Annotated in this window: 21 protein-coding genes, 1 tRNA gene and 3 riboswitches; of the genes, 14 read left to right on the plus strand and 8 right to left on the minus strand. The window is 53.1% G+C overall.

Going from position 1 to position 20,846, the window contains the following annotated elements; all coding sequences use genetic code 11:
* Positions 1 to 8 precede the first annotated feature (8 nt).
* The 5 genes from PCH05_RS25700 to PCH05_RS25720 all read right to left on the minus strand — a co-directional run bounded on the left by PCH05_RS25700 (position 9) and on the right by PCH05_RS25720 (position 4,977).
* The gene (locus tag PCH05_RS25700) at positions 9 to 1,031 is read right to left on the minus strand and encodes a DUF2804 domain-containing protein (protein WP_218030547.1); all 1,023 of its coding nucleotides are present in this window, start codon (positions 1,029 to 1,031) and stop codon (positions 9 to 11) included.
* Positions 1,028 to 2,347, minus strand: a complete 1,320-nt coding sequence (locus tag PCH05_RS25705; protein ID WP_127607339.1) for an MFS transporter — start codon at positions 2,345 to 2,347, stop codon at positions 1,028 to 1,030. Before PCH05_RS25705 ends, PCH05_RS25700 begins: the two co-directional genes overlap by 4 nt.
* Before the next feature lie 175 nt (positions 2,348 to 2,522).
* On the minus strand, positions 2,523 to 3,746 hold the full coding sequence (locus PCH05_RS25710) for an MFS transporter (protein WP_127607341.1): 1,224 nt from the start codon (positions 3,744 to 3,746) through the stop codon (positions 2,523 to 2,525).
* Between the two features lie 13 nt (positions 3,747 to 3,759).
* A complete protein-coding gene (locus PCH05_RS25715) occupies positions 3,760 to 4,251 on the minus strand; it encodes a MarR family winged helix-turn-helix transcriptional regulator (RefSeq protein ID WP_127607343.1) in 492 nt (163 codons plus the stop codon).
* A 108-nt stretch (positions 4,252 to 4,359) separates the two neighbouring features.
* Entirely contained in the window at positions 4,360 to 4,977 is a 618-nt protein-coding gene (locus PCH05_RS25720) for a PAS domain-containing protein (protein ID WP_174806309.1), read from the minus strand.
* Between the two features lie 269 nt (positions 4,978 to 5,246).
* Here PCH05_RS25720 and PCH05_RS25725 point away from each other — a divergent pair, with 269 nt between their 5' ends.
* Together PCH05_RS25725 and PCH05_RS25730 are read left to right on the plus strand one after the other, a co-directional pair.
* Positions 5,247 to 5,600, plus strand: coding sequence for a helix-turn-helix domain-containing protein (locus tag PCH05_RS25725; protein ID WP_127607347.1), 354 nt, complete (start codon positions 5,247 to 5,249; stop codon positions 5,598 to 5,600).
* Between the two features lie 157 nt (positions 5,601 to 5,757).
* Positions 5,758 to 5,840 (plus strand) — tRNA-Leu (locus PCH05_RS25730).
* A gap of 131 nt (positions 5,841 to 5,971) precedes the next feature.
* On the opposite strand, the gene PCH05_RS25735 is transcribed toward PCH05_RS25730, so the two are convergent.
* Positions 5,972 to 6,466 (minus strand): glutathione peroxidase, encoded by a 495-nt coding sequence (locus PCH05_RS25735; protein ID WP_127607349.1) that lies wholly within the window; start codon positions 6,464 to 6,466, stop codon positions 5,972 to 5,974.
* A gap of 130 nt (positions 6,467 to 6,596) precedes the next feature.
* Positions 6,597 to 7,034, minus strand: a complete 438-nt coding sequence (locus tag PCH05_RS25740; RefSeq protein ID WP_127607351.1) for a hypothetical protein — start codon at positions 7,032 to 7,034, stop codon at positions 6,597 to 6,599.
* Between the two features lie 2 nt (positions 7,035 to 7,036).
* Positions 7,037 to 7,194: riboswitch (cyclic di-AMP (ydaO/yuaA leader) on the minus strand.
* Positions 7,195 to 7,587: 393 nt separating this feature from the next.
* Positions 7,588 to 7,796: riboswitch (cyclic di-AMP (ydaO/yuaA leader) on the plus strand.
* Positions 7,797 to 7,930: 134 nt separating this feature from the next.
* Positions 7,931 to 8,106, plus strand: a riboswitch (cyclic di-AMP (ydaO/yuaA leader).
* 129 nt (positions 8,107 to 8,235) lie between these two features.
* Between PCH05_RS25740 and PCH05_RS25745 the strand changes: the two genes are divergently transcribed.
* The 5 genes from PCH05_RS25745 (at position 8,236) to kdpC (ending at position 13,341) form a co-directional block, all read left to right on the plus strand.
* The gene (locus PCH05_RS25745; protein WP_127607353.1) at positions 8,236 to 8,628 is read left to right on the plus strand and encodes a hypothetical protein; all 393 of its coding nucleotides are present in this window, start codon (positions 8,236 to 8,238) and stop codon (positions 8,626 to 8,628) included.
* A 153-nt stretch (positions 8,629 to 8,781) separates the two neighbouring features.
* Positions 8,782 to 8,847 (plus strand): K(+)-transporting ATPase subunit F, encoded by a 66-nt coding sequence (gene kdpF / locus PCH05_RS28135; RefSeq protein WP_371860591.1) that lies wholly within the window; start codon positions 8,782 to 8,784, stop codon positions 8,845 to 8,847.
* Positions 8,848 to 8,885: 38 nt separating this feature from the next.
* A complete protein-coding gene (gene kdpA, locus PCH05_RS25755; protein WP_127607355.1) occupies positions 8,886 to 10,565 on the plus strand; it encodes a potassium-transporting ATPase subunit KdpA in 1,680 nt (559 codons plus the stop codon).
* 67 nt (positions 10,566 to 10,632) lie between these two features.
* Positions 10,633 to 12,663: a potassium-transporting ATPase subunit KdpB gene (gene kdpB / locus PCH05_RS25760; RefSeq protein WP_127607357.1), complete on the plus strand. Its 2,031-nt coding sequence runs from the start codon at positions 10,633 to 10,635 to the stop codon at positions 12,661 to 12,663.
* A 66-nt stretch (positions 12,664 to 12,729) separates the two neighbouring features.
* Complete coding sequence (kdpC, locus tag PCH05_RS25765; RefSeq protein ID WP_127607359.1) at positions 12,730 to 13,341, plus strand: potassium-transporting ATPase subunit KdpC; 612 nt, start codon at positions 12,730 to 12,732, stop codon at positions 13,339 to 13,341.
* A gap of 71 nt (positions 13,342 to 13,412) precedes the next feature.
* On the opposite strand, the gene PCH05_RS25770 is transcribed toward kdpC, so the two are convergent.
* Positions 13,413 to 14,744 (minus strand): Nramp family divalent metal transporter, encoded by a 1,332-nt coding sequence (locus tag PCH05_RS25770; protein WP_371860590.1) that lies wholly within the window; start codon positions 14,742 to 14,744, stop codon positions 13,413 to 13,415.
* 265 nt (positions 14,745 to 15,009) lie between these two features.
* Here PCH05_RS25770 and PCH05_RS25775 point away from each other — a divergent pair, with 265 nt between their 5' ends.
* The 7 genes from PCH05_RS25775 to PCH05_RS25805 all read left to right on the plus strand — a co-directional run bounded on the left by PCH05_RS25775 (position 15,010) and on the right by PCH05_RS25805 (position 20,834).
* Positions 15,010 to 15,429, plus strand: a complete 420-nt coding sequence (locus tag PCH05_RS25775) for an organic hydroperoxide resistance protein (protein WP_127607361.1) — start codon at positions 15,010 to 15,012, stop codon at positions 15,427 to 15,429.
* Positions 15,430 to 15,655: 226 nt separating this feature from the next.
* Positions 15,656 to 15,940, plus strand: coding sequence for a hypothetical protein (locus PCH05_RS25780; RefSeq protein ID WP_127607363.1), 285 nt, complete (start codon positions 15,656 to 15,658; stop codon positions 15,938 to 15,940).
* Between the two features lie 147 nt (positions 15,941 to 16,087).
* Positions 16,088 to 16,510: a thiol-disulfide oxidoreductase DCC family protein gene (locus PCH05_RS25785; RefSeq protein ID WP_127607365.1), complete on the plus strand. Its 423-nt coding sequence runs from the start codon at positions 16,088 to 16,090 to the stop codon at positions 16,508 to 16,510.
* A gap of 180 nt (positions 16,511 to 16,690) precedes the next feature.
* Positions 16,691 to 17,848, plus strand: coding sequence for a nucleotide-binding protein (locus PCH05_RS25790; RefSeq protein ID WP_127607367.1), 1,158 nt, complete (start codon positions 16,691 to 16,693; stop codon positions 17,846 to 17,848).
* The gene (locus PCH05_RS25795) at positions 17,841 to 19,088 is read left to right on the plus strand and encodes a TadA family conjugal transfer-associated ATPase (protein ID WP_127607369.1); all 1,248 of its coding nucleotides are present in this window, start codon (positions 17,841 to 17,843) and stop codon (positions 19,086 to 19,088) included. Before PCH05_RS25790 ends, PCH05_RS25795 begins: the two co-directional genes overlap by 8 nt.
* 65 nt (positions 19,089 to 19,153) lie before the next feature.
* Complete coding sequence (locus PCH05_RS25800) at positions 19,154 to 19,948, plus strand: type II secretion system F family protein (RefSeq protein ID WP_127607392.1); 795 nt, start codon at positions 19,154 to 19,156, stop codon at positions 19,946 to 19,948.
* Positions 19,949 to 19,961: 13 nt separating this feature from the next.
* Positions 19,962 to 20,834 carry a type II secretion system F family protein gene (locus tag PCH05_RS25805; protein ID WP_127607371.1) on the plus strand — a complete coding sequence of 291 codons (873 nt, stop codon included), beginning with the start codon at positions 19,962 to 19,964 and terminating at the stop codon, positions 20,832 to 20,834.
* Positions 20,835 to 20,846: the final 12 nt, after the last annotated feature.

A 20,846-nucleotide genomic window follows, 5' to 3' on the forward strand; every position in this document is an offset into this window, starting at 1 on the left:
TTGAGGGGTTACCAGTGATTCACGGCGTGCTCCATAAAGGCCATCATATCCTTTACTTCCAGCACCGTACCGTCATCCAAAACGGCCTTGCCTGTAAATCTGCCGAAAATCTGATGGCAGCCATTGTCCACGAACAGCATTTTCGTTTCGGTATAGCGGTCGAACACAGGCTCGAAATCCATCTCAAACCGGCCGTCATCGCTGGTGAAGGTTTTGGGCGACATGTATCCGCCCGCGGCAAGATCCACGTACACATGATTCAGCTTATGCGAGGTACCGTTGTAGAACAGAATGTTTTCCGTGGCTGCCTCCGTATTGCCGAACCCGAATCCGATGTTGAAGCCGAAGCGTTTGCCGTCAATCCAGGTGCTGCCGTTGCCCCAGAACCATTCATGGCTGAACGGCCATACGCCGCGGCCCCAGTCAAGGAGACCGAATGCGGTGTCCGGCTCGAAAGCAATGGTTGTATCGCCTATTTTTACCGTACCGGTGGCCGGCATGCAGTTGATCTTATGGTTGTAGTAAAAATGATGCGGGTTATCATCAAACGGCGTCGCGATGACCAGAGACTCCAGATCCGGCTGCTCCAGCTCGATATCGATGTCCATGTTATGCTCGGCTTTGGGATCGCGGGTTTTGCATCTCAAGCGGCGTCCGCCCCTGTACACCTCAAACTGCATATCGAGTTTTTTGCGGTGTACGGCAAGATCCCCATGCTCGGCGGAATCCGGCATTTTCAGCCGGTTGAAGGGAAGGACCAGCATATCGGTAACGGTATACGTTTTCTCATTTTTGAAATCGATCAGCATCGCCGAGACATTGCCGGCATAAGAAACATGGCCAATGGTCAACTGCAGGCAGTAATCGTCATTGGATATTTGGTAAAAGTCCCATTCTTTAATCCGCCATGGAGCGGCTTTGATCGCCTTGCGGTTATAATGCATGACGGCTTTGGTGGAATATCCCCTCTGCATCAGGGTTCCACCGGGATGGAGCAGGTCCGAAAAGGTTGTAATCCGATGATTGGTCATAGCTTGAGATCCTCCTTATGTATAGGTTGCAGGGGCGCCGAATGCACGCGGCTGCGATGCAGTCTGCTTGCCGGAATCAGCGGGAGAAAGGTGAACAGCGTGATCAGGGCGGCGAACAGGAACAGTGAAGGGGTTGGAACGGTGCCCATGATGCCGTCAATCTCCATCCGGATGCCGCCGTATTGAATAATATAGTAGGATATCAGCGGTCCGATGACCATGGGAATGCAGACGCCGAACACCTGCTTGATGCCTTCGAACTGCCCGCGCTGATCCTCGGGGTACAGGTTTTTGAACCACGCCGTAAGCGTTTGCAAAATAAGGACGTAGCCAACGCCGGCGCCGAAAATGCCCAGTAACAGCAGGGGAATCTGCGTGGAGAAGAAAATGATGACCAGGCCCGCCACATTGGAGCCGATCGCCATGCACACGACGCGTACCGGCTTGCCGGCGTCGATGAGCTTGGCGGCAGGAATCGTCAGGCAGACAGCTGAGACGAGGCCGATCCCCTGCAGCAGTCCCGCGGTCATGTAGGACATATGCAGGTAGTTGTTAAAGTAAATCGTGATATAAGGGAAATAAATATTAAAGCCGATGAAGAACACGGCATTGATCACGAATACCCAAAAGAGCTCCTGATTCGCGATGACCGTGTTCAGCTTAAACACGCTGGCGAACTGATGGAGATATCCTTTTTCGTGACGGACAGCCTTGAGATGGGGCGCATCCTTCAGGGTGAATACCGAGCAGATTCCCATGAGGGTGACGAAGCCGCCCATGATGGCGAAGAAGGGGAAAAAGTCGAATTTGTCCACAATCATGCCGGACACGATCGCGCCGAATATGGTAGCGAGCACCGGCATAGCCGCAAAGGCTCCGCCCAGCTTGCCGCGGTTGCGCTCGTTCGAAATATCCGTCGTCCAGGGATTGAAGGCGGCGTCATAACCGGTCGATCCAAAAAAGCTCATGATGGCATCCGCGGCGACTACGAGGACCATGGCGGAAATAAAGGGATTCTTCGGCATGAACTCGGTTGCGCCGAAGCCGATGGTAAAAAGGCCCCATAAAATATACCCCACTGCGATAAAAGGCTTGCGCTTGCCCGCGCGGTCACTCCAGGTTCCGATGACAAACGTGGCCAGTGTCGAAATGATAGCGCTTACAGCAACCATCCAAGAAATGATCGCCGGGTCCTTCGCGATCTTCGCGTAGACAAAGGTGTTGAACCAAGAGTTTTCGATGTTCCAGCATATTTGTCCGCTCATTCCAAGAATCCAAATCAGCAGCCAATTCTTTTTCGAAATGCTGTCATTCATGCCTTCACGGCTCCCCCGATGGAAATGATGACTTGTCTCCCGATCATGCCCTCTCCGTACATTATATGGGAAAGCGGTACCAAGAATCACCATATATTTTAAGATCCCGGAATGCATACGAAGCAGGCGAACCTAAAAAGCCCCTCCGCTTCATGCGGAAGGGGGGGAGAGGACCCTAGCTTTCCAGGGTTTGTTGATCCGGCTGGGCCTTATGCGCCGTGCCCGCTCTTTTGGAGCGCGTAAGCAGATAGAGCGCATAAACGACGATGAAGATGCCCAGAAAGAGGGATGAATACCGGTACATCGAGCCATAGCTGCTGAAGGCGGCAATCTGGCCGAGAACCAGGGCGCCGATGGCGATGCCGAAATCCAGTGAGTTAAAATACATGCTGTTGGCCATGCCTTGCTTTTGCGGCGGTACCAATTGAATCATCCACGACTGGAGGGTCGGCTGGGCCGTACCAAAGCCGAGTCCGTAACACAGGGCCGCAAGCGCGAGAAAGCCGGTGGAGGTGGAGAAGGACAGAAGCCACAGTCCTCCGATCAGGAACAGCGCTGCGGGGATGAGCAGGGCCTGATGCCCCTTTTTGTCGTATATTTTTCCCGAAATCGGACGAATCAGGACAACGGCAACCGCGTTGAACAAAAAGAACAGCGAAGCGTTCGCCAGACTGACTTCCTTGCCGAACAGATTGATGAAGCTCAGCAAGCCGCCATAGGTGATGGACATCAGGAAGTTCAGCAGGCTCGGCAGCAGAAGCGCTTTGGGAAAGCCCTTTTGGCTAGGCACGGCCGAGAATTCCTCCGGCAGGGCCGCGGCGGGAGGTTTTACCTTTTTCGCGAGCGGATAAACCAGCGGGAAAATTAATGCGATCACGATGAGCGTGGCATACACGAGGGATGAGAATCCCTGCTTATCGAGCAGCATGCTGCCGATGACGGGCCCCAGGGATAAGGCGATGCTGGTCGAGAGACCGAAATAGCCCATGCCTTCCCCCAAACGGCGAACCGGAATGACGCCGGACGCCATGGTCGGCAGCGTGGTGCTTCCCATGCCAAAGCCGACGCCGAATACGATCCGCATCAGCAGAAGCAATGTCAGCGTTCCGCTCCACAAATAACCTCCGGTGGCGAGCAGCATGAGAACCAGCCCCAGGAACAGGATCACATTCCGCTTGCCTTTCTCGAGCGCCTTGGCCGAGAAGAGGCGGGACATGATGGCGGACAAGGCGAACACGGTCGTAAACAGGCTTACCGTGAATGGGCTCGCGTGAAAATGTTCCTTCACGTAGCCGGGGAGCGGTGACAGGACCATCTGCAGATTTAAAAACAGCAGCAAGTTGCATACCGTAAGCATGACGAACTCCCGGGTCCATAATTTATCTTTGATGTCTTCCATGTTGTGTTAACCTCTAATCTACGAAAATTCGGTCAATATTCCGATTGATCTGCTGCATGATTTCATCGAGCATTTGCAGCTGTTCATCCGAAATACCGGCAATCAGCTCATCGTTCAGGCTGAGCTCCAGCGGTACAGTGTCATCCATGAGCTGCTGCACTGTCGGTGTTGCAAATATTAAATAGGCTCTGCGGTCACCGGGATCGGGTTTGCGCTGGATGAAGCCCTTCTTGTCGAGCACGTCCAAAATGCGGGTAATCGAGGGTTGGTCTTTACCCGACCGGACCGCAAGCTCCTTCTGGTTGATGCCTTCCTGAAGATATACCTGGTAAACAACCGTCCATTGTTCCGGGGTAATCCCATAAGGCTTGAGTTTACCGGCGAAAAGCGAGGACATTTTGCGAGACATATTGCCAAAACGGAATCCGATGGATTGATGGGTTGACGTGAATCTGCTCAGAGAGAAACACTCCTTCAAAATAATTGTCAAAACAATTATATTCATATCAATGAAAATCGTCAATCCTTTTCTAAGACCGGAAGACACTGGAGCAAGGCGATGGGATGAGGGCAAGGCATGGTTTACAGGTTTGTGGAGAAGTGAGAATTATCCTTATGAATTGTTGCAGGAATCAAGAATGGAGGAATATTTAGGGTATAGACGACGGATGCATTCCGGGCATATATCATGCGTGAACTCGGCATGGGTATGCTTTTGAAGAAAGCTTTCCACCGAATTCCATATATCATGCTCGTCGCGTATTCTTTTGCACACTGCACAAATGGGAAGAAGACCGCTCAAGGTCCGAAGCTGCGTGAGGGCTTCCAATAAATCATGTTCGAGTAATTTGCATTTGGTGATATCGGTAAGAGAGATGACCATTCCTTTGGCAGTAGGGCCGTCATCGTCAAAAATAGTCGTGGCTTCCAGTTGGAACCATTTAATGTTTTTTTGAAAATGGGATTGGATCTCGGCGCGGAAATAGGGGGTTGTACCGTCCAGCACAGCATCCAGTGCATTGGAAGCATTTCCCTCCGCATCCGAAATGGCGGCAAATATTTGAAGGTAGTTCACACCGATCCAATGAAACGATTCGGACACGCCGCTTTCGAGCGAATTCCGGATCCAAACCGGATTGACGGACAAAATAAAGCCTTTATGATCGATGATCGCAACGGCTTGCTTTAGGGATTGTATGATTTCAAGAGAAGAGATGCCTGAATTCTGCAAATAAGGTCGCTCCCTTTTAATGAAGTGGAAGTGCTTATCATTAAGGAATGGAATGCTCGAGCCGTGTTGGGGAAAATAGTGAATGTTCCAGTGTATCGTTCGGCAGTCTGTGGAGAGTGACATGGTCAAAAATACCGGATTAATGATACAATTATCAGTATGATATAATGAGTATAGCATAAAGGAAAGTATATACGTTTTTGCGTAATATTACAACGATATAAATACTTATTTGCGTCACTAAAGGACGGTTTGGAAGGCGGTCTTCTATGCAATCCATTTATGATCGAATTGAATTGCTAATTAAAATGCGGGGGATGACCAAGAAGCTTTTCTGCGAAAAGCTTGGCATTAGCACGGGCAATCTGGGAGATTGGAAAAGAGGCAAGTCGACGCCAAGCACGAATAAGCTTGTTGAAATTGCTTCCTTTTTCGGGGTGAGCCTGGACTGGCTTATTGTGGGGAAAGAGCGAGACACATTGTATTTAAAAGAAAACATGAATACATATATGGGGGACGAATGCGAACAGGCTAAGGCTGCTTTATCGGAGAAAGAGAAGGAGTTCATCAAGGAATACATTCTTTTTACACGTTACAGAAAACAGCAGGCCTATGACCGTTAAAATCATCCGTTTGGGACGCGATCGCGGGGACAGGCCCCGCCTTTTCATGGGATACATCCGGGGGCTTGTCCATCTCCATAAATAATGATCGATGAGATGTTGACAGGTATGGCGTATCCATGTATACTAATAGAGTTGCTAAAAACATTGTTGATATGCGGTAGTGGTGGAATGGCAGACACGCTATCTTGAGGGGGTAGTGGGCGTATGCTCGTGGAGGTTCGAGTCCTCTCTACCGCATTCCTAAGAACTGAAAAAAGATCCTTGCTGCGGCGGGGATTTTTTTTTGCGTTCTGCTTCATAATTTTCATCCCATGAAAAAGAGGCCGCTCCGGCCCCTTTTTTTATCGGATTCCTCTGAATCCCTCGTCTTAACGTCCGGATTGGTCTCCCAGCAGCTTCTTGATATCTTCCTCGATTTTATCCGGCGTCGTTTGCGGCGCGTAGCGTTTGACCACACGGCCTTTCTTGTCGACCAGAAATTTGGTGAAGTTCCATTTGATCGCCTTGGAGCCGAGCACGCCGGGCGCTTCCTTAGCGAGATGCTTGAACAGCGGATGGGCCTCGTCGCCGTTGACATCCGTTTTTTCGAACATCGGGAAGCTGACGCCGTAATTCACCTGGCAAAACTCGGCGATGTCCTCGTTTTCCCCAGGCTCCTGATGCGCGAACTGGTTGCTTGGAAATCCGAGAATTTCAAAATGCTTGTCGTGAAATTTCTCGTATAGCTCCTGCAGCCCCCGGTATTGGGGCGTAAATCCGCATTTGCTCGCCGTGTTGACGATCAGCAATACTTGATCCTGATAGTCGGACAATGGAATTTCTTTGCCCTGCAGCGTGCGAGCCTGATAGTCGTATACCGACATGTTCATGCCTCCCTTCACATGTGGACAGTTGTGCAGCTGCTTCCGTCCTGTTTTTCTACTTATATATTATATACAACTTAATTTTATACAATGAATCAGGACGGTTCAATCCCGATTTTGCCTCTGCTCTCTAAAACAGGGAAACATAAGCCTCTGCCAACCGAAACAAGGGGCCGCTTCCCCCTTTTCCCGTGATGCTGCTGCGGTCTTCGGCTTGCCCGGCCCCTTGAAGCGCGTCGCATAACAGCTGGGCTCTCGAAAGGTGAAGCGGATCGACGGAGCGGAGAATGTCCTCCTGCAAGGAGGCTTGGCTTTGGAAGCTTCGATGCAAAAACCTCTCGTACCAGGAAGCCCAAACGACCCAATCGGCCGGGCGATGGCCCTCATTCAGGAAGATCTCCCCCCAGCCATTTCCTTTGTCCGCTTTGATCCGCATGAATACCGGGTAGTGTTCCCCGAAAGGATCAAACGACTCCGACTCCTTAGAGGACAAGTGCAGAATGAACAACTCGATGGCATGAAGGCGGATCTGTCCGGGGGCCTCCACATCAGCATCTGCTTGAAGCATAGGTTTCTCTCCTTTATCGCTTACGAGGTTAGCTGCCGGATTCGGGCCAGGAGAGCCCTACGCTGGTCAGTGCTTCCGATCCAGCGATTCACCCCTCGGTCTGATGAGCGACCGTATGGTTCCCCCGTTCCCCTGCTCGGGAATTCAGCTTTGGTTGATTTTAGGTAAACTGGCATTAATCATAAAGGAATGCCGGAGGTTTGTAAAACGGGATCGAAAGCGGGTTTGCGGTTATCCCGCCCGCTCTGACAGCCTGTATGCCTGATTGCCGGAGAGAACGGTTGTTTTTGATTCGTTTGCTTCCGTTTGCGCGGCTTCGCTCCTATTTATGAAAGTGGGTTATCCATTGGCGAAAAGGCGCAGCCAAGGCCTTGGCCCCATTTATGAAAGCGGCTGAAATAGAGAGGATAGACGAGGGTGAAGGAGATAAAAAGTTTTGTAAGCGATAACCTGAACGCAAATGCTCCGATTTTAAGCGATTAACGATTTCGTGAAACCTTTACACTGCATGCAAGGCGGGTGTATGATTCAAATCGTAATTCAAGACGTTTCCATTTTTGAATCGCTGAGTTTCAGCCCCAATAGGGCGGAAATCGGGGGAACCAAACGCGCGCATTCCAGTGATCCGGTGTGAGAGTCGGAGGCAGGCAATGCCGCAGGGGTGAATCCTGTGAACGGGTGCCATGGATCCGGACACGGGTAGAGCGACTCTCACCGCTCGAATCCGTCAGCTAACCTCGTAAGCGTTGTTTGAGAGAGGAATGATGAAACTTGTGATCGATGTGCGTCGACCACAGGGGTTCAGTTAACCTCTGTGGTTTTTATAATATCAGAAAGTATTAACTACAGAGACATTACTTCCTGATATGGCAAGAAACAAAACAGAACAAAATGAATTGTCTTTAACGCTTAATTCCGGCCGGGCCGGAAGCGGGGGAACCAACGCGCCGTCATTGCTGCCAAAGCATGCGGCGCCGGGGTGAATCCTCTGTCCTGTACAGGACACTGGGGATGGGCGACTCTCACGCCCTAATCCGTCAGCTAACCTCGTAAGCGTATAGGGAGAGGCAGATTTTGTCGTGAGCATATTTTCATGGCTTTCTTTCGTCATGAATATATAGGCCGCGGGAAAGATCCTCTTTCCTGCGGCCTATTTTTGTATCGGTTCAGGCAATTCTGCCAGAAGGAGGAGCACAAAGCCGTGGATGAGGAACTCATCATCGTGACCGCGCCCAACGAGGCCGGACGCAAATTTATTAAGCTGCTGATCTATTTAAAACGGCCTTTTGCCGTCCTTACCAATAATGCAAAGGAAGAACGCGAGTTGAAGAAGCTTGGCGTTACGCGAATCATCCGGATTCACACCAATAACACAGATGAATGGGTTGTTCCCGAGCAGCGGGTCGGGCGGATTTTTATTTTTGAAAACAGCCTGAATTTAACCTGCCGGTATTTGCAAATATGCAGGCCCTGGACGTCGCGCTCCATTTATGTCATTACGCGGGCGGATAATTCTCCAGGGATTTACCGGGGGCTTGGAGCGAATCACATCATTCATACCTTGAACGGCGAGGTCGGTTTTTTGCTGAAATAAGGCTCATTCGGGAATGAAAAAGGGGAGATATGAAAGCATGATGGACTTTCTGATGGTAATCACACTCGCAGGTGTATTCGGCGTCTTTCTGCTGTTCCTGATGTGGTGCGGCCATGTCGTGGATGGGGGAGGGGAAAACCAATGATCGTGGTTATGGCACTTGCGCTGCTCGTATTTGTCTATCTGGTTTATGCCCTGATCCATCCGGAACGATTTTAGAACATTGAACATCCGCTTTTTATGAGGAGGAAGCGATTTTGGATATCCTGCAGATTTGTATTGTTATCGTTGTGCTGCTCCTGCTGGTGAAGCCGGTAGGCAGCTATGTATACCATGTGTTCTCCAATGAGGAGAACCGCACGGATAAAATTTTCGGACCGGTGGAAAAGCTTTTATACCAAATCATCGGACTGAAAAACCGCTCAAGCATGAGCTGGAAAAAATATGCGCTCAGCATGATCGCAACGAACATCATTCTGGTGGCGGTAAGCTACCTCGTTCTCAGGCTGATGGGAGGACTGCCCGTCAACCCGAATCAAACGGGAAATATGGAGGCCAGCCTGTCATTCAATACGGTCATCAGCTTCATGACGAACACGAACCTTCAGCATTACAGCGGCGAAAGCGGCATGTCGTATTTCGGCCAAATGATCGTCATCACGATGATGATGTTCACGTCGGCCGCATCGGGCCTGGTGATTGCCATCGCCTTTATTCGCGGCGTGACCCGCAGAGGGGGTGGGCTCGGGAACTTTTTCGAAGATTTCGTGAAAGCTCATACCCGTCTGTTTCTGCCGCTTGCGCTGATCGTCACCCTGGTGCTGGTAGGGCTGCAGGTGCCGCAAACGCTGGATCCTAACGTTACCGTAAATACGCTGGGCGGAGCCGTACAGCACATTGCGATGGGGCCTGTGGCTTCGCTGGAGTCGATCAAGCATTTGGGGACAAACGGCGGCGGATTTTTCGGTGTGAACTCGGCGCATCCCTTTGAGAATCCGCGTCCGCTGACGAACGTGATAGAAATCTTGAGCATGTGGACGATTTCGGCGTCGCTGCCTTACACCTTTGGGCGGTTTGCGAAGAACCGCAAGCAGGGCTGGATTATTTTCTCGGCCATGATGGTGCTGTTTCTTGCCTTCCTGAGCCTGACCTATTTTTCGGAAAAAAGCGGCAATCCGCTGATCCATGATCTTGGGATCAACAGCACGCAAGGCAGCATGGAGGGCAAAGAGGTCCGGTTCGGCGTGGCGCAGTCCGCGCTGTTCACGACGGTCACGACGGCGGCGACGACCGGCTCGGTCAACAACATGCATGATACGCTGACACCGCTTGGCGGGCTGGCTCCACTGGCGGAAATGATGCTCAACGTTGTGTTCGGCGGCAAAGGCGTCGGCTTCGTCAACATGATCATGTATGCCATCCTGGGCGTCTTTATATGCGGACTGATGGTTGGGCGGACGCCGGAGTTTCTGGGCCGCAAAATCGAAAGCCGGGAAATGAAGCTGATTGCCATCGCGATTCTCGCGCATCCGCTGATCATTCTGGCGCCGACGGCGATCTCATTCATGACGCATCTCGGGACAGATGCCTTGTCCAATCCGATGTATCACGGGCTGAGCCAATCCTTGTACGAGTTCACGTCTTCCGCAGCGAACAACGGCTCCGGCTTTGAGGGCTTGGGCGACAACACGGTATTCTGGAACGTAAGCACGGGGCTGGTTATGCTGCTTGGGCGGTATGTCTCCATCATTGCCCTCTTGGGCGTAGCCGGTTCCCTGTCGCGGAAACAGCCGGTACCCGAAACGATCGGCACGTTCCATACGGACACGAAGCTGTTCGGAGGCATTCTGGTGGGGACCGTGCTTCTGATCGGAGCGCTGACCTTCCTGCCGGTACTGGTTCTCGGACCGATTGCGGAGTATTTGACCCTGCGATAGAGGGTGAATGAGCATCTGAAATAAGGAACGGCTTCAATTCCTAGAATAAAATGAGGTGGAGAAAGTCATGAGCGGACAACGCAAGAGCATGCTGACGGGCAGCATCGTCAAGCATGCACTGAAAGATAGCTTTATCAAACTGAATCCGGTTGTTATGATGAAAAATCCGGTCATGTTCGTCGTGGAAGTGGGCACCTTTGTTGTGCTGCTGATGGTCCTGTTCCCGGCGTATTTCAACACGGGAGGACGTACCGGCTTCAATCTGACGGTGTTTCTGATCCTGCTCTTCACGGTGCTGTTCGCGAATTTCGCGGAGGCGCTGGCTGAAGGGCGCGGCAAGGCTCAGGCGGATTCGCTTAAGAAGAGTAAAAAAGAAACGACGGCCAACAAAGTGGTCGGTGCGGATATCAAGGTCGTCAATTCGACCGAGCTGCGCAAGGGTGACATCGTCATCGTGTCGCAGGGCGAAATGATTCCGGGAGACGGTGAAGTCATCGAAGGACTTGCTTCGGTCGATGAATCGGCCATTACGGGGGAATCGGCTCCGGTCATTAAGGAAGCGGGCGGCGACTTTAGCTCCGTCACCGGCGGTACACGCGTGGTCAGCGACCGCATCAAGGTCGTCATCACGAGCGATCCGGGCGAATCGTTCATCGACCGGATGATTTCCCTCGTCGAAGGCGCGTCGCGCCAGAAAACGCCGAACGAAATTGCGCTGAATACACTGCTGACGACGCTGACGCTGATCTTTCTGATCGTGGTTGTCACGCTGGCCCCAATCGCTAAATATTTGGGGGTAGCGCTGGATGTTCCGGTGCTGATTTCCCTGCTCGTATGTCTGATTCCGACCACCATCGGCGGTCTGCTGTCGGCGATCGGAATTGCCGGGATGGACCGGGTGACCCAGTTCAACGTGCTCGCGATGTCCGGTAAGGCCGTTGAGGCCTCCGGCGACATCAACACGATGATTCTTGATAAGACAGGAACCATCACGTACGGTAACCGGATGGCCAGCCAGTTCATTCCTGCGGGCGATGCTTCCCTGACGGAAACCGCCTATTGGGCGGCCGTGAGCTCGCTGAAGGATGAAACCCCGGAAGGACGCTCGGTGCTTGAGCTGATGAAGAAGCAGTCGATGGGATACGACGAGAGCATCGCCGCAGGCGGCGATTTCATTGAATTCAAAGCGGAAACCCGCATGAGCGGCATTGATCTGCAGGATGGGCGTCATGTCCGGAAGGGCGCGGTGGATGCGGTTCGCCAGTGGGTGCTCTCTCAAGGAGGCAGCATCCCATCCGATCTATCCGCAAAGTCCGACGCGATTGCTTCGGAAGGCGGTACGCCGCTGGCCGTTGCGGTCGACAGCAGTATTTACGGCCTCATCCATCTGAAGGACACCGTCAAGCCAGGGATGAAGGAGCGCTTCGAGCAGCTGCGGGAGATGGGAATCAAGACGATCATGTGTACCGGCGATAACCCGCTGACGGCGGCGACGATCGCACGGGAAGCCGGCGTCGATGAGTTTATTGCCGAGAGCAAGCCGGAGGATAAAATCGCCGTCATCCGCCGCGAACAGGCAGAGGGCAAGCTTGTCGCCATGACGGGGGACGGCACGAACGACGCGCCGGCCCTGGCTCAGGCGGATGTCGGCATTGCGATGAACAGCGGCACGGTTGCCGCCAAGGAAGCGGCGAATATGGTGGACCTGGATTCCGATCCTTCCAAACTCATTGAAGTCGTGGCGATCGGCAAGCAGCTGCTGATGACGCGCGGGGCCTTGACCACATTCAGCATCGCGAACGACGTGGCCAAGTATTTTGCCATCATCCCGGCCATGTTCATGGTGGCTATCCCGCAGATGCAGGCACTGAACGTTATGCACCTCGGGTCGCCGCTGTCAGCTATCCTGAGTGCTTTGATCTTCAATGCCGTGATCATACCGCTTCTGATCCCGCTGGCCATGAAAGGCGTGAAGTACAAGCCGATGAGCTCGGCGCGGCTGCTGAGCCGCAACCTGATGATTTTCGGTCTCGGCGGCGTGATCGCTCCGTTTGCCGGCATCAAGCTGATTGACCTGATCGTGCACTTATGGATATAGGTTCACAAATGATAAAGAGAGAAGGGGCATGTCCCCAAACAAGCTTATGAAAAAGGATGATATACAATGAAGACGACGGCGAAATTCGAAGAAGTGACGCATGGCTCCATTTGGATGACAGCACTGCGCTCCAGCTTATTGTTCATCGTAATCTGCGGCATCGCCTATCCGCTGGCAAGCACCGGGCTGGCCCAGCTGTTTTTCCCGCATCAGGCAAACGGCAGCATGGTCAAGGACGCTTCAGGACGGATCGTGGGCTCGGAGCTGATCGGGCAGACGTTCACGGATCCTTCGTTCTTCCAAGGACGGATCTCCAGCATTGACAATGACGGCGCAGGTTCGGGTTCGAACAACTACGCGCCTTCCAATCCGGAGCTTCTGAACCGGGTGAAGGAGTCGATTGCGCAGTGGGAGAAGGAGAATCCCGAGGTGCCTGTCAGCAAGCTGCCTGTCGATCTGATCACGAATTCCGGCTCGGGCCTGGATCCGCATATTACCCCGGCTTCCGCCGACGTGCAGATCCCGCGGATCAGCGCTTTGCGCCATATTCCTGAAGAGCAGCTCAAGGAGCTGGTCAAAGAGCATACCGAAGGAAGGGATCTTGGCGTTTTCGGTGAAAAGAGAGTCAATGTACTCCAGCTGAATCTGGCCCTGCAAGCGCTGGGTAACAACAAATAGCATGATCCTGTGATAAAAAAATCCGCATGACGTCTTCTGACATCATGCGGATTTTTGCGCGTGGGCTGGCGTCAGCCCACGAAGGTTTGGTATATGAGGAACAAATTCAGCACCACGATGATCGCGGAGACGCTCCATGCGAGTATTTTCACCCAGAGGCGGTTGACGAATGTTCCCATGATTTTTTTGTCGCCGGTGAATTTGACGAGCGGAATGACCGCGAACGGCAGCTGGAGCGAGAGAATGACCTGGCTGAGAATCAGCAGCTCCTCCGTTCCCTTCTCGCCGGAAACGATCGTGACGATCACCGCCGGGATGATGGCAATCAATCGCGTAATCAGCCGGCGGAGCCATGGCGGGAGCCTGATATCAAGAAAGCCCTCCATTACGATCTGGCCGGCCAGGGTGCCTGTCAGCGTTGAGTTCTGTCCGGAGGCGAGCAGGGCGACGGCAAATAAAATGCTTGCGAGCGTCGTCCCGACCAGCGGGGTCAGCAGATGATACGCATCGCTGATATCGGCCACCTCCGTCATGCCGGCTTGATGAAACGTCGCTGCCGAGACGATCAGGATCGCCGCATTAATGAACAGCGCCAGCGTCAAGGCGATCGTGGAGTCCCAGGCCGAGAAACGGATCGCTTGCCGCTTGCCCTGTTCCGTATTTTCATACTGCCGCGTCTGCACGATCGAAGAATGGAGATACAGATTATGCGGCATGACCGTTGCGCCCAGAATCGCAATGGCGATGTATAGTTTTTGATGATCGGTTATGAGGTCTGCTTCCGGAATGAAGCCGGCCAGAACGCCGCCGATATCAGGCTTGGACAGCCATAGGTCAACGGCGAAGCATGCCCCGATGGTTAGCACAAGCACGATGACGAGGGCTTCAATGGCCCTGAAGCCTTTATGCTGCAGCAGCAGGATCAGCAGGACGTCGACTGCGGTGATCAGCACGCCGTATAGTATCGGTATGCCGAACAGCAGCTTGAGCGCGATCGCCGAGCCGATGACCTCTGCCAGATCGCAGGCGGCAATCGCCAGCTCGCATAAGATCCACAGGACGATGGTTGCCGGCTTGCTGTACTGATTGCGGCAGGCCTGAGCCAAGTCGTGCCCAGTCACGATGCCCAGCTTGCTTGCAAGCGACTGAAGCAGCACGGCCATCAAATTCGACACCAGAATAACGGCGAGGAGAGAATATCCGAACCGGGAGCCGCCGGCAATATCCGTCGCCCAGTTCCCTGGGTCCATGTATCCGACGGCGACGAGATAACCGGGACCCACGAATGCGAGAAATTTGCGGAAGGTGGAACCCTTGAGCGGAACTTTCATGGAATGATTCAGCTCCGCGAGGGAGGACCGCTCTTCCGGCTTGGTCAGGGTTTTGTTTTTTGGGGTATCCATCATTCGGGTATCCTTCATCCATATCACTACCTTGCTGCGGATTATTGTTATATATTAAACAGCTTATTATTCATTGTATCCGCTCAACTATGTTCGTCCAGGGAAACTTTTGTGTAGCTGTCCAATATTGGCTAGAAGTGCAGAGCATCCCTTTTGCAGTCTGGAATGAATGACAGATTGAACTGACATGAATCAGACGTTTCAAAATACGCGTGCTGCTTTAATGTATGGGGTAGGTTATTTTCAGGAAAAGGAGACGATGAAGATGGAAGCATTATATACAGCGACAGCAACGGTACGTGGTGGACGTGAAGGCTCGATCGAATCATCCGACGGAGTCCTGAAGCATGATCTCAGCATGCCCAAAGAGCTCGGCGGCTCCGGTGGCAGCGGCACCAATCCCGAGCAGCTTTTCGCAGCAGGCTACGGTGCATGCTACGAAAGCGCGCTGTCCAATATTGCCCGAAAAGAAGGCGTAACGCTCCATGACGTGGAGATTAACTCTAATGTAATGATTGGCAAGGATGAAAGCGACGGCGGCTTCCGACTCGCGGTTCGCATGGATATTAAAATGCCGGGAATCGAGCGTTCCCAAGCGGAGGAGCTGGCCAAGAAGGCGCATGCCTTCTGCCCGTATTCCAAAGCGACGCGCGGGAATATTGACGTGGAGCTGAACGTGGTTTAACGGCTGGCAAAAGCGCTTGAGAACGCATGAATAAAATATCGAAGAAGGACCGGTACGGGATGTGTAAATCGTCTGTGCCGGTTTTTTTGGCCCTAAATTGTATAACGGAAGTTCAAGTGACGCAACCTTTTATTGACATGAAGTTTAAAATTCTTTAATATGTCTAGGTACTTGATACTTGGATTTTTTGTTTCAAGGCAAGAAACTTATATAAACGGGTGATGATATGTCTTACAGACCAGTGATTACGAACATGCAGGAAGCCAGCAGCAATGAACAAAGCGGATTGTACGAATTCATTATCAATCTGGCTGACGGAACCGTGTGCCGCGTGTTCTATAGCCGTTTTCCGGAATGGAAAATGACAAACATCAGCCGATTGCAAAAGACGCCTTGTCCCGTATGCCGCAAAGATTTCATCTGCAAATGCATCGAGAGCTACAAAGGCGAGCTGACTCAGCAAATCGAAGAGAACCAATGGATCGACAAGGCGCTGGCAGCCGTCAAGTAAGCCGTCGAACCAAAGATACAGGCGCGGGATATTACCCGGGCTTTTTTCTTTTGGGTCGGATGATGGGGATTCGTGTGGCGCTAGCCGATTAGCCGGCTTGATTTTTGGCTTCTTGGGCTGGATACTGTATTCAGGAGGTGCATGCAGATGACGGAGAGACACGGGGAGACAAATGCTGAGAGAATCGTGCTGGTCGACGGCGTATGCCATCTTTGCCAGGGACTGACTCGTTTTATCATTGAACGCGATCCGCATGCCAAATTCCGGTTTGCCTCACTGCAATCGGATGCAGGCGCTGAGCTGCTGAGGAAGGGCGGGCTGCCCGTAGACGAGGTGGATACCGTCGTGCTGATCGAAAAGGGGAACTATTACGTCCGTTCGGCTGCCGTGCTTCGGATCTTTCGTCAGATGAGAATGCCCTGGCCGCTGCTGTATGCTTTTGCCTTCGTTCCCTTGCCGCTTCGCGACAGGATGTACCGCTACGTCGCCCGTAATCGGTACCGCTGGTTCGGCAAGGAGGAGCAGTGTATGCTGCCGACGCCTGAGCTTAGGAAGCGTTTCTTGTCTTGATGCCGGACGAAGCTTGCTGAATACAGACGATTTGTCGATATTTTACACAATTTGTATTGTTTTTCATTTCGGGATATGATAAATTCCTAATTAGGATAAATACGCTGATAACGGAAGCACCGTTTCTTCAGCCGCTGATGCGGCTGGGAAGCGGTGCTTTTTTTGTTATGCGAATGGGGGATGAGTGACCTTATGTCGATGTATCAGGTGATTCTGGCTGTGCAGGAGCCGCAGTATCTGGAGCCGCTGCTTCATTACGTGCATGCAAGCGAATACGGCAGCCGATTGAGAGTCGTTGGATTTACACGGCAGGAGCCTTTCTTGGAATATATGGACGGGGATCACCGGCCGGATTTGGTTGTCGGAGATAAGGAGCTGCTGGAGCCTTGGCTTCGGAAGGGAGAGCCTGCATGCGGCTGGAGACGGCTTGATGCGGGAGAAGATTCGAGCACCGGGATCGCGAAGTATCAGCCCTTGCCGGAATTAATCGGCGCGATGCTTCAAGCCTGCCAGAAGGGGGGGCATCGTTCGCGGGCGGCCTTGGCGCGCGGGGCGGGTGCGGTGACGATCGGCTTCGTTTCCGCGGCAGGCGGAAGCGGGAAAACGACGGCGGCGGTGAATATGGCCAGACAGCTCGGCGGGTTGGGATTTTCCGTGTTTTATCTGAATCTGGAGACGATGAACAGCAGCGCCGTTTTCCCGAGAAGAAACCGGAGAGAGACGGATGCCCAAGGGCTTCCGAACCTGCTCTACGAGATGAAGGCAGCTGCGGAAACGAAAAGCCTGGAGGCTGTTTCTATGGAAGGCTATGCCGTGAGCCACCCGTCGCTGAAATGCGACTGGTTCGAGCCGGTCAACAACCGAAACGAAATTGTTCAGCTCCGGAAGCCGGACGTGCTCAGCCTGATCGATATGATATCGCATTGCGGCTCATACGATGTGGTGATCGTCGACACCGACTCGGAAATGAACGAACGGACGGCGGCAGTTTTGGAAGGTTGCGTCCACTTGGTATGGATCATGCTGGATGACCTGATCCATATGTTCAAAAGCAAGGAGCTGTTCATGGAGCTGCAGCGGGGCGGAAGCGAGGAATTTGCAGCTCTCTCCGGTAAAAGCAGGTTTATCGCCAACCGCTTCGTGGGGGAGTTTGCCAACGCGCTGCCTGAGCTTATCCGTGGGATCGATGGAGTCCTTCCCTATATTCCTTCCTGGAAGCAGTGCCATAACGAGGAGCTGCTGCTGAGCTCGCCTATTTTTCAGCGGGATATCCTGAAGCTTTGCGAGGAACTGCTGGGCGAAGAATTGCAGGGGAGCAGGGTGAAGGCGCATGGATGAGGAGCTTTTCAGGAGGCTTCGCGGAGAAGTTCGGGCTGGACTGGATATCACTTCCGCGCTCAACAACCACGAGCTCATGAATTACATCGAGCGGACGGTTCTTGTCCGCAGGGAAGTGCTGGAGCTGACGGCATCCGATAAGAGAAGGCTGGTTCGCCGCATCTATGACTCGTTCCGCGGATTGGATATTCTGCAGCCGCTGGTTGACGATCCGGCCATTACGGAAATTATGGTCAACAGCCACCAGGATATTTTTATTGAACAACAAGGCAGGGTGAGGAAAATTCCGCTGGAGTTCGAATCCCGGGCTCGGCTGGAGGATATCATCCAAACGATCGTATCCGGCGTCAACCGGGTCGTAAACGAATCCTCGCCGATTGTGGACGCGCGCCTTAAGGACGGCTCCCGCGTCAATATCGTCCTGCCGCCCATCGCGCTAAAGGGGCCGACCATGACGATCCGGAAATTCCCTGAAAAACCGATGACGATGGAGGATTTGGTGCAAAGAGGCGCTTTGGGCGAGGAAGCTTCACGTTTTTTGCAAAAGCTGGTGGCCGGCAAATACAACATTTTCATCAGCGGCGGCACAGGCTCCGGCAAAACCACGTTTTTGAATGCCTTGTCCCAGTTTATACCGGCGGATGAGCGCGTCATCACCATTGAGGACTCGGCGGAGCTGCAGATCGTCACCGTGCCGAACCTGGTCTCGCTGGAGACCCGGAATGCCAATACGGAAGGGCGGGGCGAGATCGCCATTCGCGATCTGATCCGTTCCTCGCTGCGGATGCGTCCGAACCGGATCGTCGTCGGCGAAGTGCGGGGAAGCGAAGCGCTCGATATGCTGCAGGCGATGAACACGGGCCATGACGGCTCCTTGTCCACAGGCCATGCGAACAGCACGCGCGATATGATCAGCCGGCTGGAAACGATGGTGCTGAGCGGTGCAGAGCTGCCGGTCGCGGTTGTCCGCCAGCAGATCAGCTCCGCGATTGATATATTCGTCCATCTGACCAGACTGAGGGACAAATCAAGAAGGGTGGTGGAAATCAGCGAAGTTGTCGGCATGGAGAACGGGGATGTTGTTTTGAATCCCCTCTATACGTTCAGGGAGACGGGAGAAGAAAACGGCAGGATTCTCGGGCGGTTGGAGCCGAAGGAACCGCTGCAGAATCAGGAGAAGCTGCGGATGGCCGGTATTCCGTATGAGGAGCTTGCTACGGGAATGGGGGCGGGGAGATGAAGATAGGACGCACGGCGTTGGAACGGAATTCGAACAACCGGCAAGCAGTGAAGCAGAGCCGGACCATGCTTCCGAGCATTCGGCGAAGCAATCAGGCGGGCCCGAACAAGAAAAGCCAGCTTCCCGATTACAGCACGTATGATCTTGGCCGCTTGGAACGGCTGATGTGCGTGGCAGCGGGTGGGGTGTTGTGTGCGGGGATCGGGTACCTCTTCTATCATCAATGGTTGGCCGCGGTTCTTCTTTCCTTAGGGGGACTGCTTGTACCGCGTTTTTGGAAAAGCCATATGCTGCAGCGCAGACGGACGGCACTCAACCTGCACTTTAAGCAGGCGCTGTATTCCTTATCCTCATCACTTTCGGCGGGGCGTTCCGTGGAGAATGGCTTCCGCGAGGCGATTCAGGATTTGCGTATGCTGGATCCGGGCGCGGAGAATGATCTGATCACGGAGCTTACGATCATCAGCGCGCGCATGGAGTACGGCGAGCCGATTGAGGATGCGCTGCATGATTTCAGCCGCCGCGCAGGGCTGGAGGATATTACGAACTTCGCGGATGTGTTCACGACCTGCAAACGCACGGGCGGAGACTTGGTTGAAGTCGTCCGGAGAACCTCCTCGATTATTGGCGAGAAGCTGGACATTCAGCAGGAAATTGCCGTTCTTGTAGCTCAGAAGAAGTTTGAATCGAAGGCGCTGCTTGCCGCTCCGATCCTGATGCTGGTGTTTATGAATCTGACGTCGGGAGATTATATGAAGCCGATGTTCAGCGGCATGGGCATGATCATTTCCACCTTCGCATTGCTGGGGCTTGCGGGCTGTCTGTTATGGATCATCAAAATCATGAACATCCGAATTTGAGCGGGGTGAAGCAATGAGACTGTTTTCCGTCGTGGTACTGGTTCTGCTGGTGGGTGGTTGGGTGGTGCTGAACCGGATTGGCGGCGATGAATATCGGAAAGTGGTCAAGCTGCCCATGGAGGGACTTCGTTTGAAGGCGCTGGCTCCTCCTATGATGTATCTTTTGGAACATTATAAAGTGATGTCGAAGTTTCCGCTCTTTTTCTTTCGAATCCAGCGCTCGGTGCAAAAGCTGCACGGGCAGCGCTACAGCGTCGAGAGGACGCTGTTATATGTCAGTGAAATGATGTGCTACAGCTGGCTGCTGCTATTGCTCGGTTGCATGCTGACGTTAGGTATGGGGGAAGCCTCCGGGCTTGCGATTGGCGGCGTACTGGGGCTGCTGCTGCCGGCAGCGATGATTAGGGACATGCACAGCAAAGTACTGGGCCGGGACCATGACATCCTGATGGAACTGCCGGAGCTGCTGAACAAGATTGTGCTGCTCGTCGGAGCTGGGGAAACGGTTCAGAAGGCCATTACCCGCTGTGTTGAACAGAAAAAGCAGGAGAAGGATCACCCGCTATACCGCGAGTTGATCCGGATGAAGGATGATCTCGAGGGCGGATATTCCTTTCAACAAGCTTTCGAGAATTTCAGCAAACGCTGCGCCGTCCAGGAGGTATCCATATTTACGACAACCGTGCTGCTTAATTTCAGAAGGGGCGGCAACGATTTCGTGATGGCGCTGACGGATTTGTCCCGGGTTCTCTGGGAAAAGCGGAAGGCCGTTACGCGGACAAGGGGGGAGCAGGCTTCTTCCAAGCTGATTTTTCCGATGGTGGTGATCTTTGTGATTGTCATCGTACTCGTCGGCACCCCCGCGTTAATGATGATGAATATGTAGGAGGATGAACAA

The sequence above is a fragment of the Paenibacillus chibensis genome (genome assembly GCF_004001045.1).
GTDB classification, from domain to species: Bacteria; Bacillota; Bacilli; order Paenibacillales; family Paenibacillaceae; genus Paenibacillus_AQ; species Paenibacillus_AQ chibensis.

Bases quoted from the DNA above. Each gene is read 5' to 3' on its own strand.
- PCH05_RS25800 (WP_127607392.1), top strand. From the start codon at position 19,154: ATGCTTCCGAGCATTCGGCGAAGCAATCAGGCGGGCCCGAACAAGAAA.
- PCH05_RS25740 (WP_127607351.1), bottom strand. From the start codon at position 7,034: ATGCTTCAAGCAGATGCTGATGTGGAGGCCCCCGGACAGATCCGCCTT.
- kdpC (WP_127607359.1), top strand. From the start codon at position 12,730: ATGAAGACGACGGCGAAATTCGAAGAAGTGACGCATGGCTCCATTTGG.
- kdpB (WP_127607357.1), top strand. From the start codon at position 10,633: ATGAGCGGACAACGCAAGAGCATGCTGACGGGCAGCATCGTCAAGCAT.
- PCH05_RS25805 (WP_127607371.1), top strand. From the start codon at position 19,962: ATGAGACTGTTTTCCGTCGTGGTACTGGTTCTGCTGGTGGGTGGTTGG.
- PCH05_RS25795 (WP_127607369.1), top strand. From the start codon at position 17,841: ATGGATGAGGAGCTTTTCAGGAGGCTTCGCGGAGAAGTTCGGGCTGGA.
- PCH05_RS25770 (WP_371860590.1), bottom strand. From the start codon at position 14,744: ATGGATACCCCAAAAAACAAAACCCTGACCAAGCCGGAAGAGCGGTCC.
- PCH05_RS25780 (WP_127607363.1), top strand. From the start codon at position 15,656: ATGTCTTACAGACCAGTGATTACGAACATGCAGGAAGCCAGCAGCAAT.
- PCH05_RS25715 (WP_127607343.1), bottom strand. From the start codon at position 4,251: ATGAATATAATTGTTTTGACAATTATTTTGAAGGAGTGTTTCTCTCTG.
- PCH05_RS25735 (WP_127607349.1), bottom strand. From the start codon at position 6,466: ATGTCGGTATACGACTATCAGGCTCGCACGCTGCAGGGCAAAGAAATT.
- PCH05_RS25785 (WP_127607365.1), top strand. From the start codon at position 16,088: ATGACGGAGAGACACGGGGAGACAAATGCTGAGAGAATCGTGCTGGTC.
- PCH05_RS25705 (WP_127607339.1), bottom strand. From the start codon at position 2,347: ATGAATGACAGCATTTCGAAAAAGAATTGGCTGCTGATTTGGATTCTT.
- PCH05_RS25790 (WP_127607367.1), top strand. From the start codon at position 16,691: ATGAGTGACCTTATGTCGATGTATCAGGTGATTCTGGCTGTGCAGGAG.
- PCH05_RS25725 (WP_127607347.1), top strand. From the start codon at position 5,247: ATGCAATCCATTTATGATCGAATTGAATTGCTAATTAAAATGCGGGGG.
- PCH05_RS25700 (WP_218030547.1), bottom strand. From the start codon at position 1,031: ATGACCAATCATCGGATTACAACCTTTTCGGACCTGCTCCATCCCGGT.
- PCH05_RS25775 (WP_127607361.1), top strand. From the start codon at position 15,010: ATGGAAGCATTATATACAGCGACAGCAACGGTACGTGGTGGACGTGAA.
- PCH05_RS25710 (WP_127607341.1), bottom strand. From the start codon at position 3,746: ATGGAAGACATCAAAGATAAATTATGGACCCGGGAGTTCGTCATGCTT.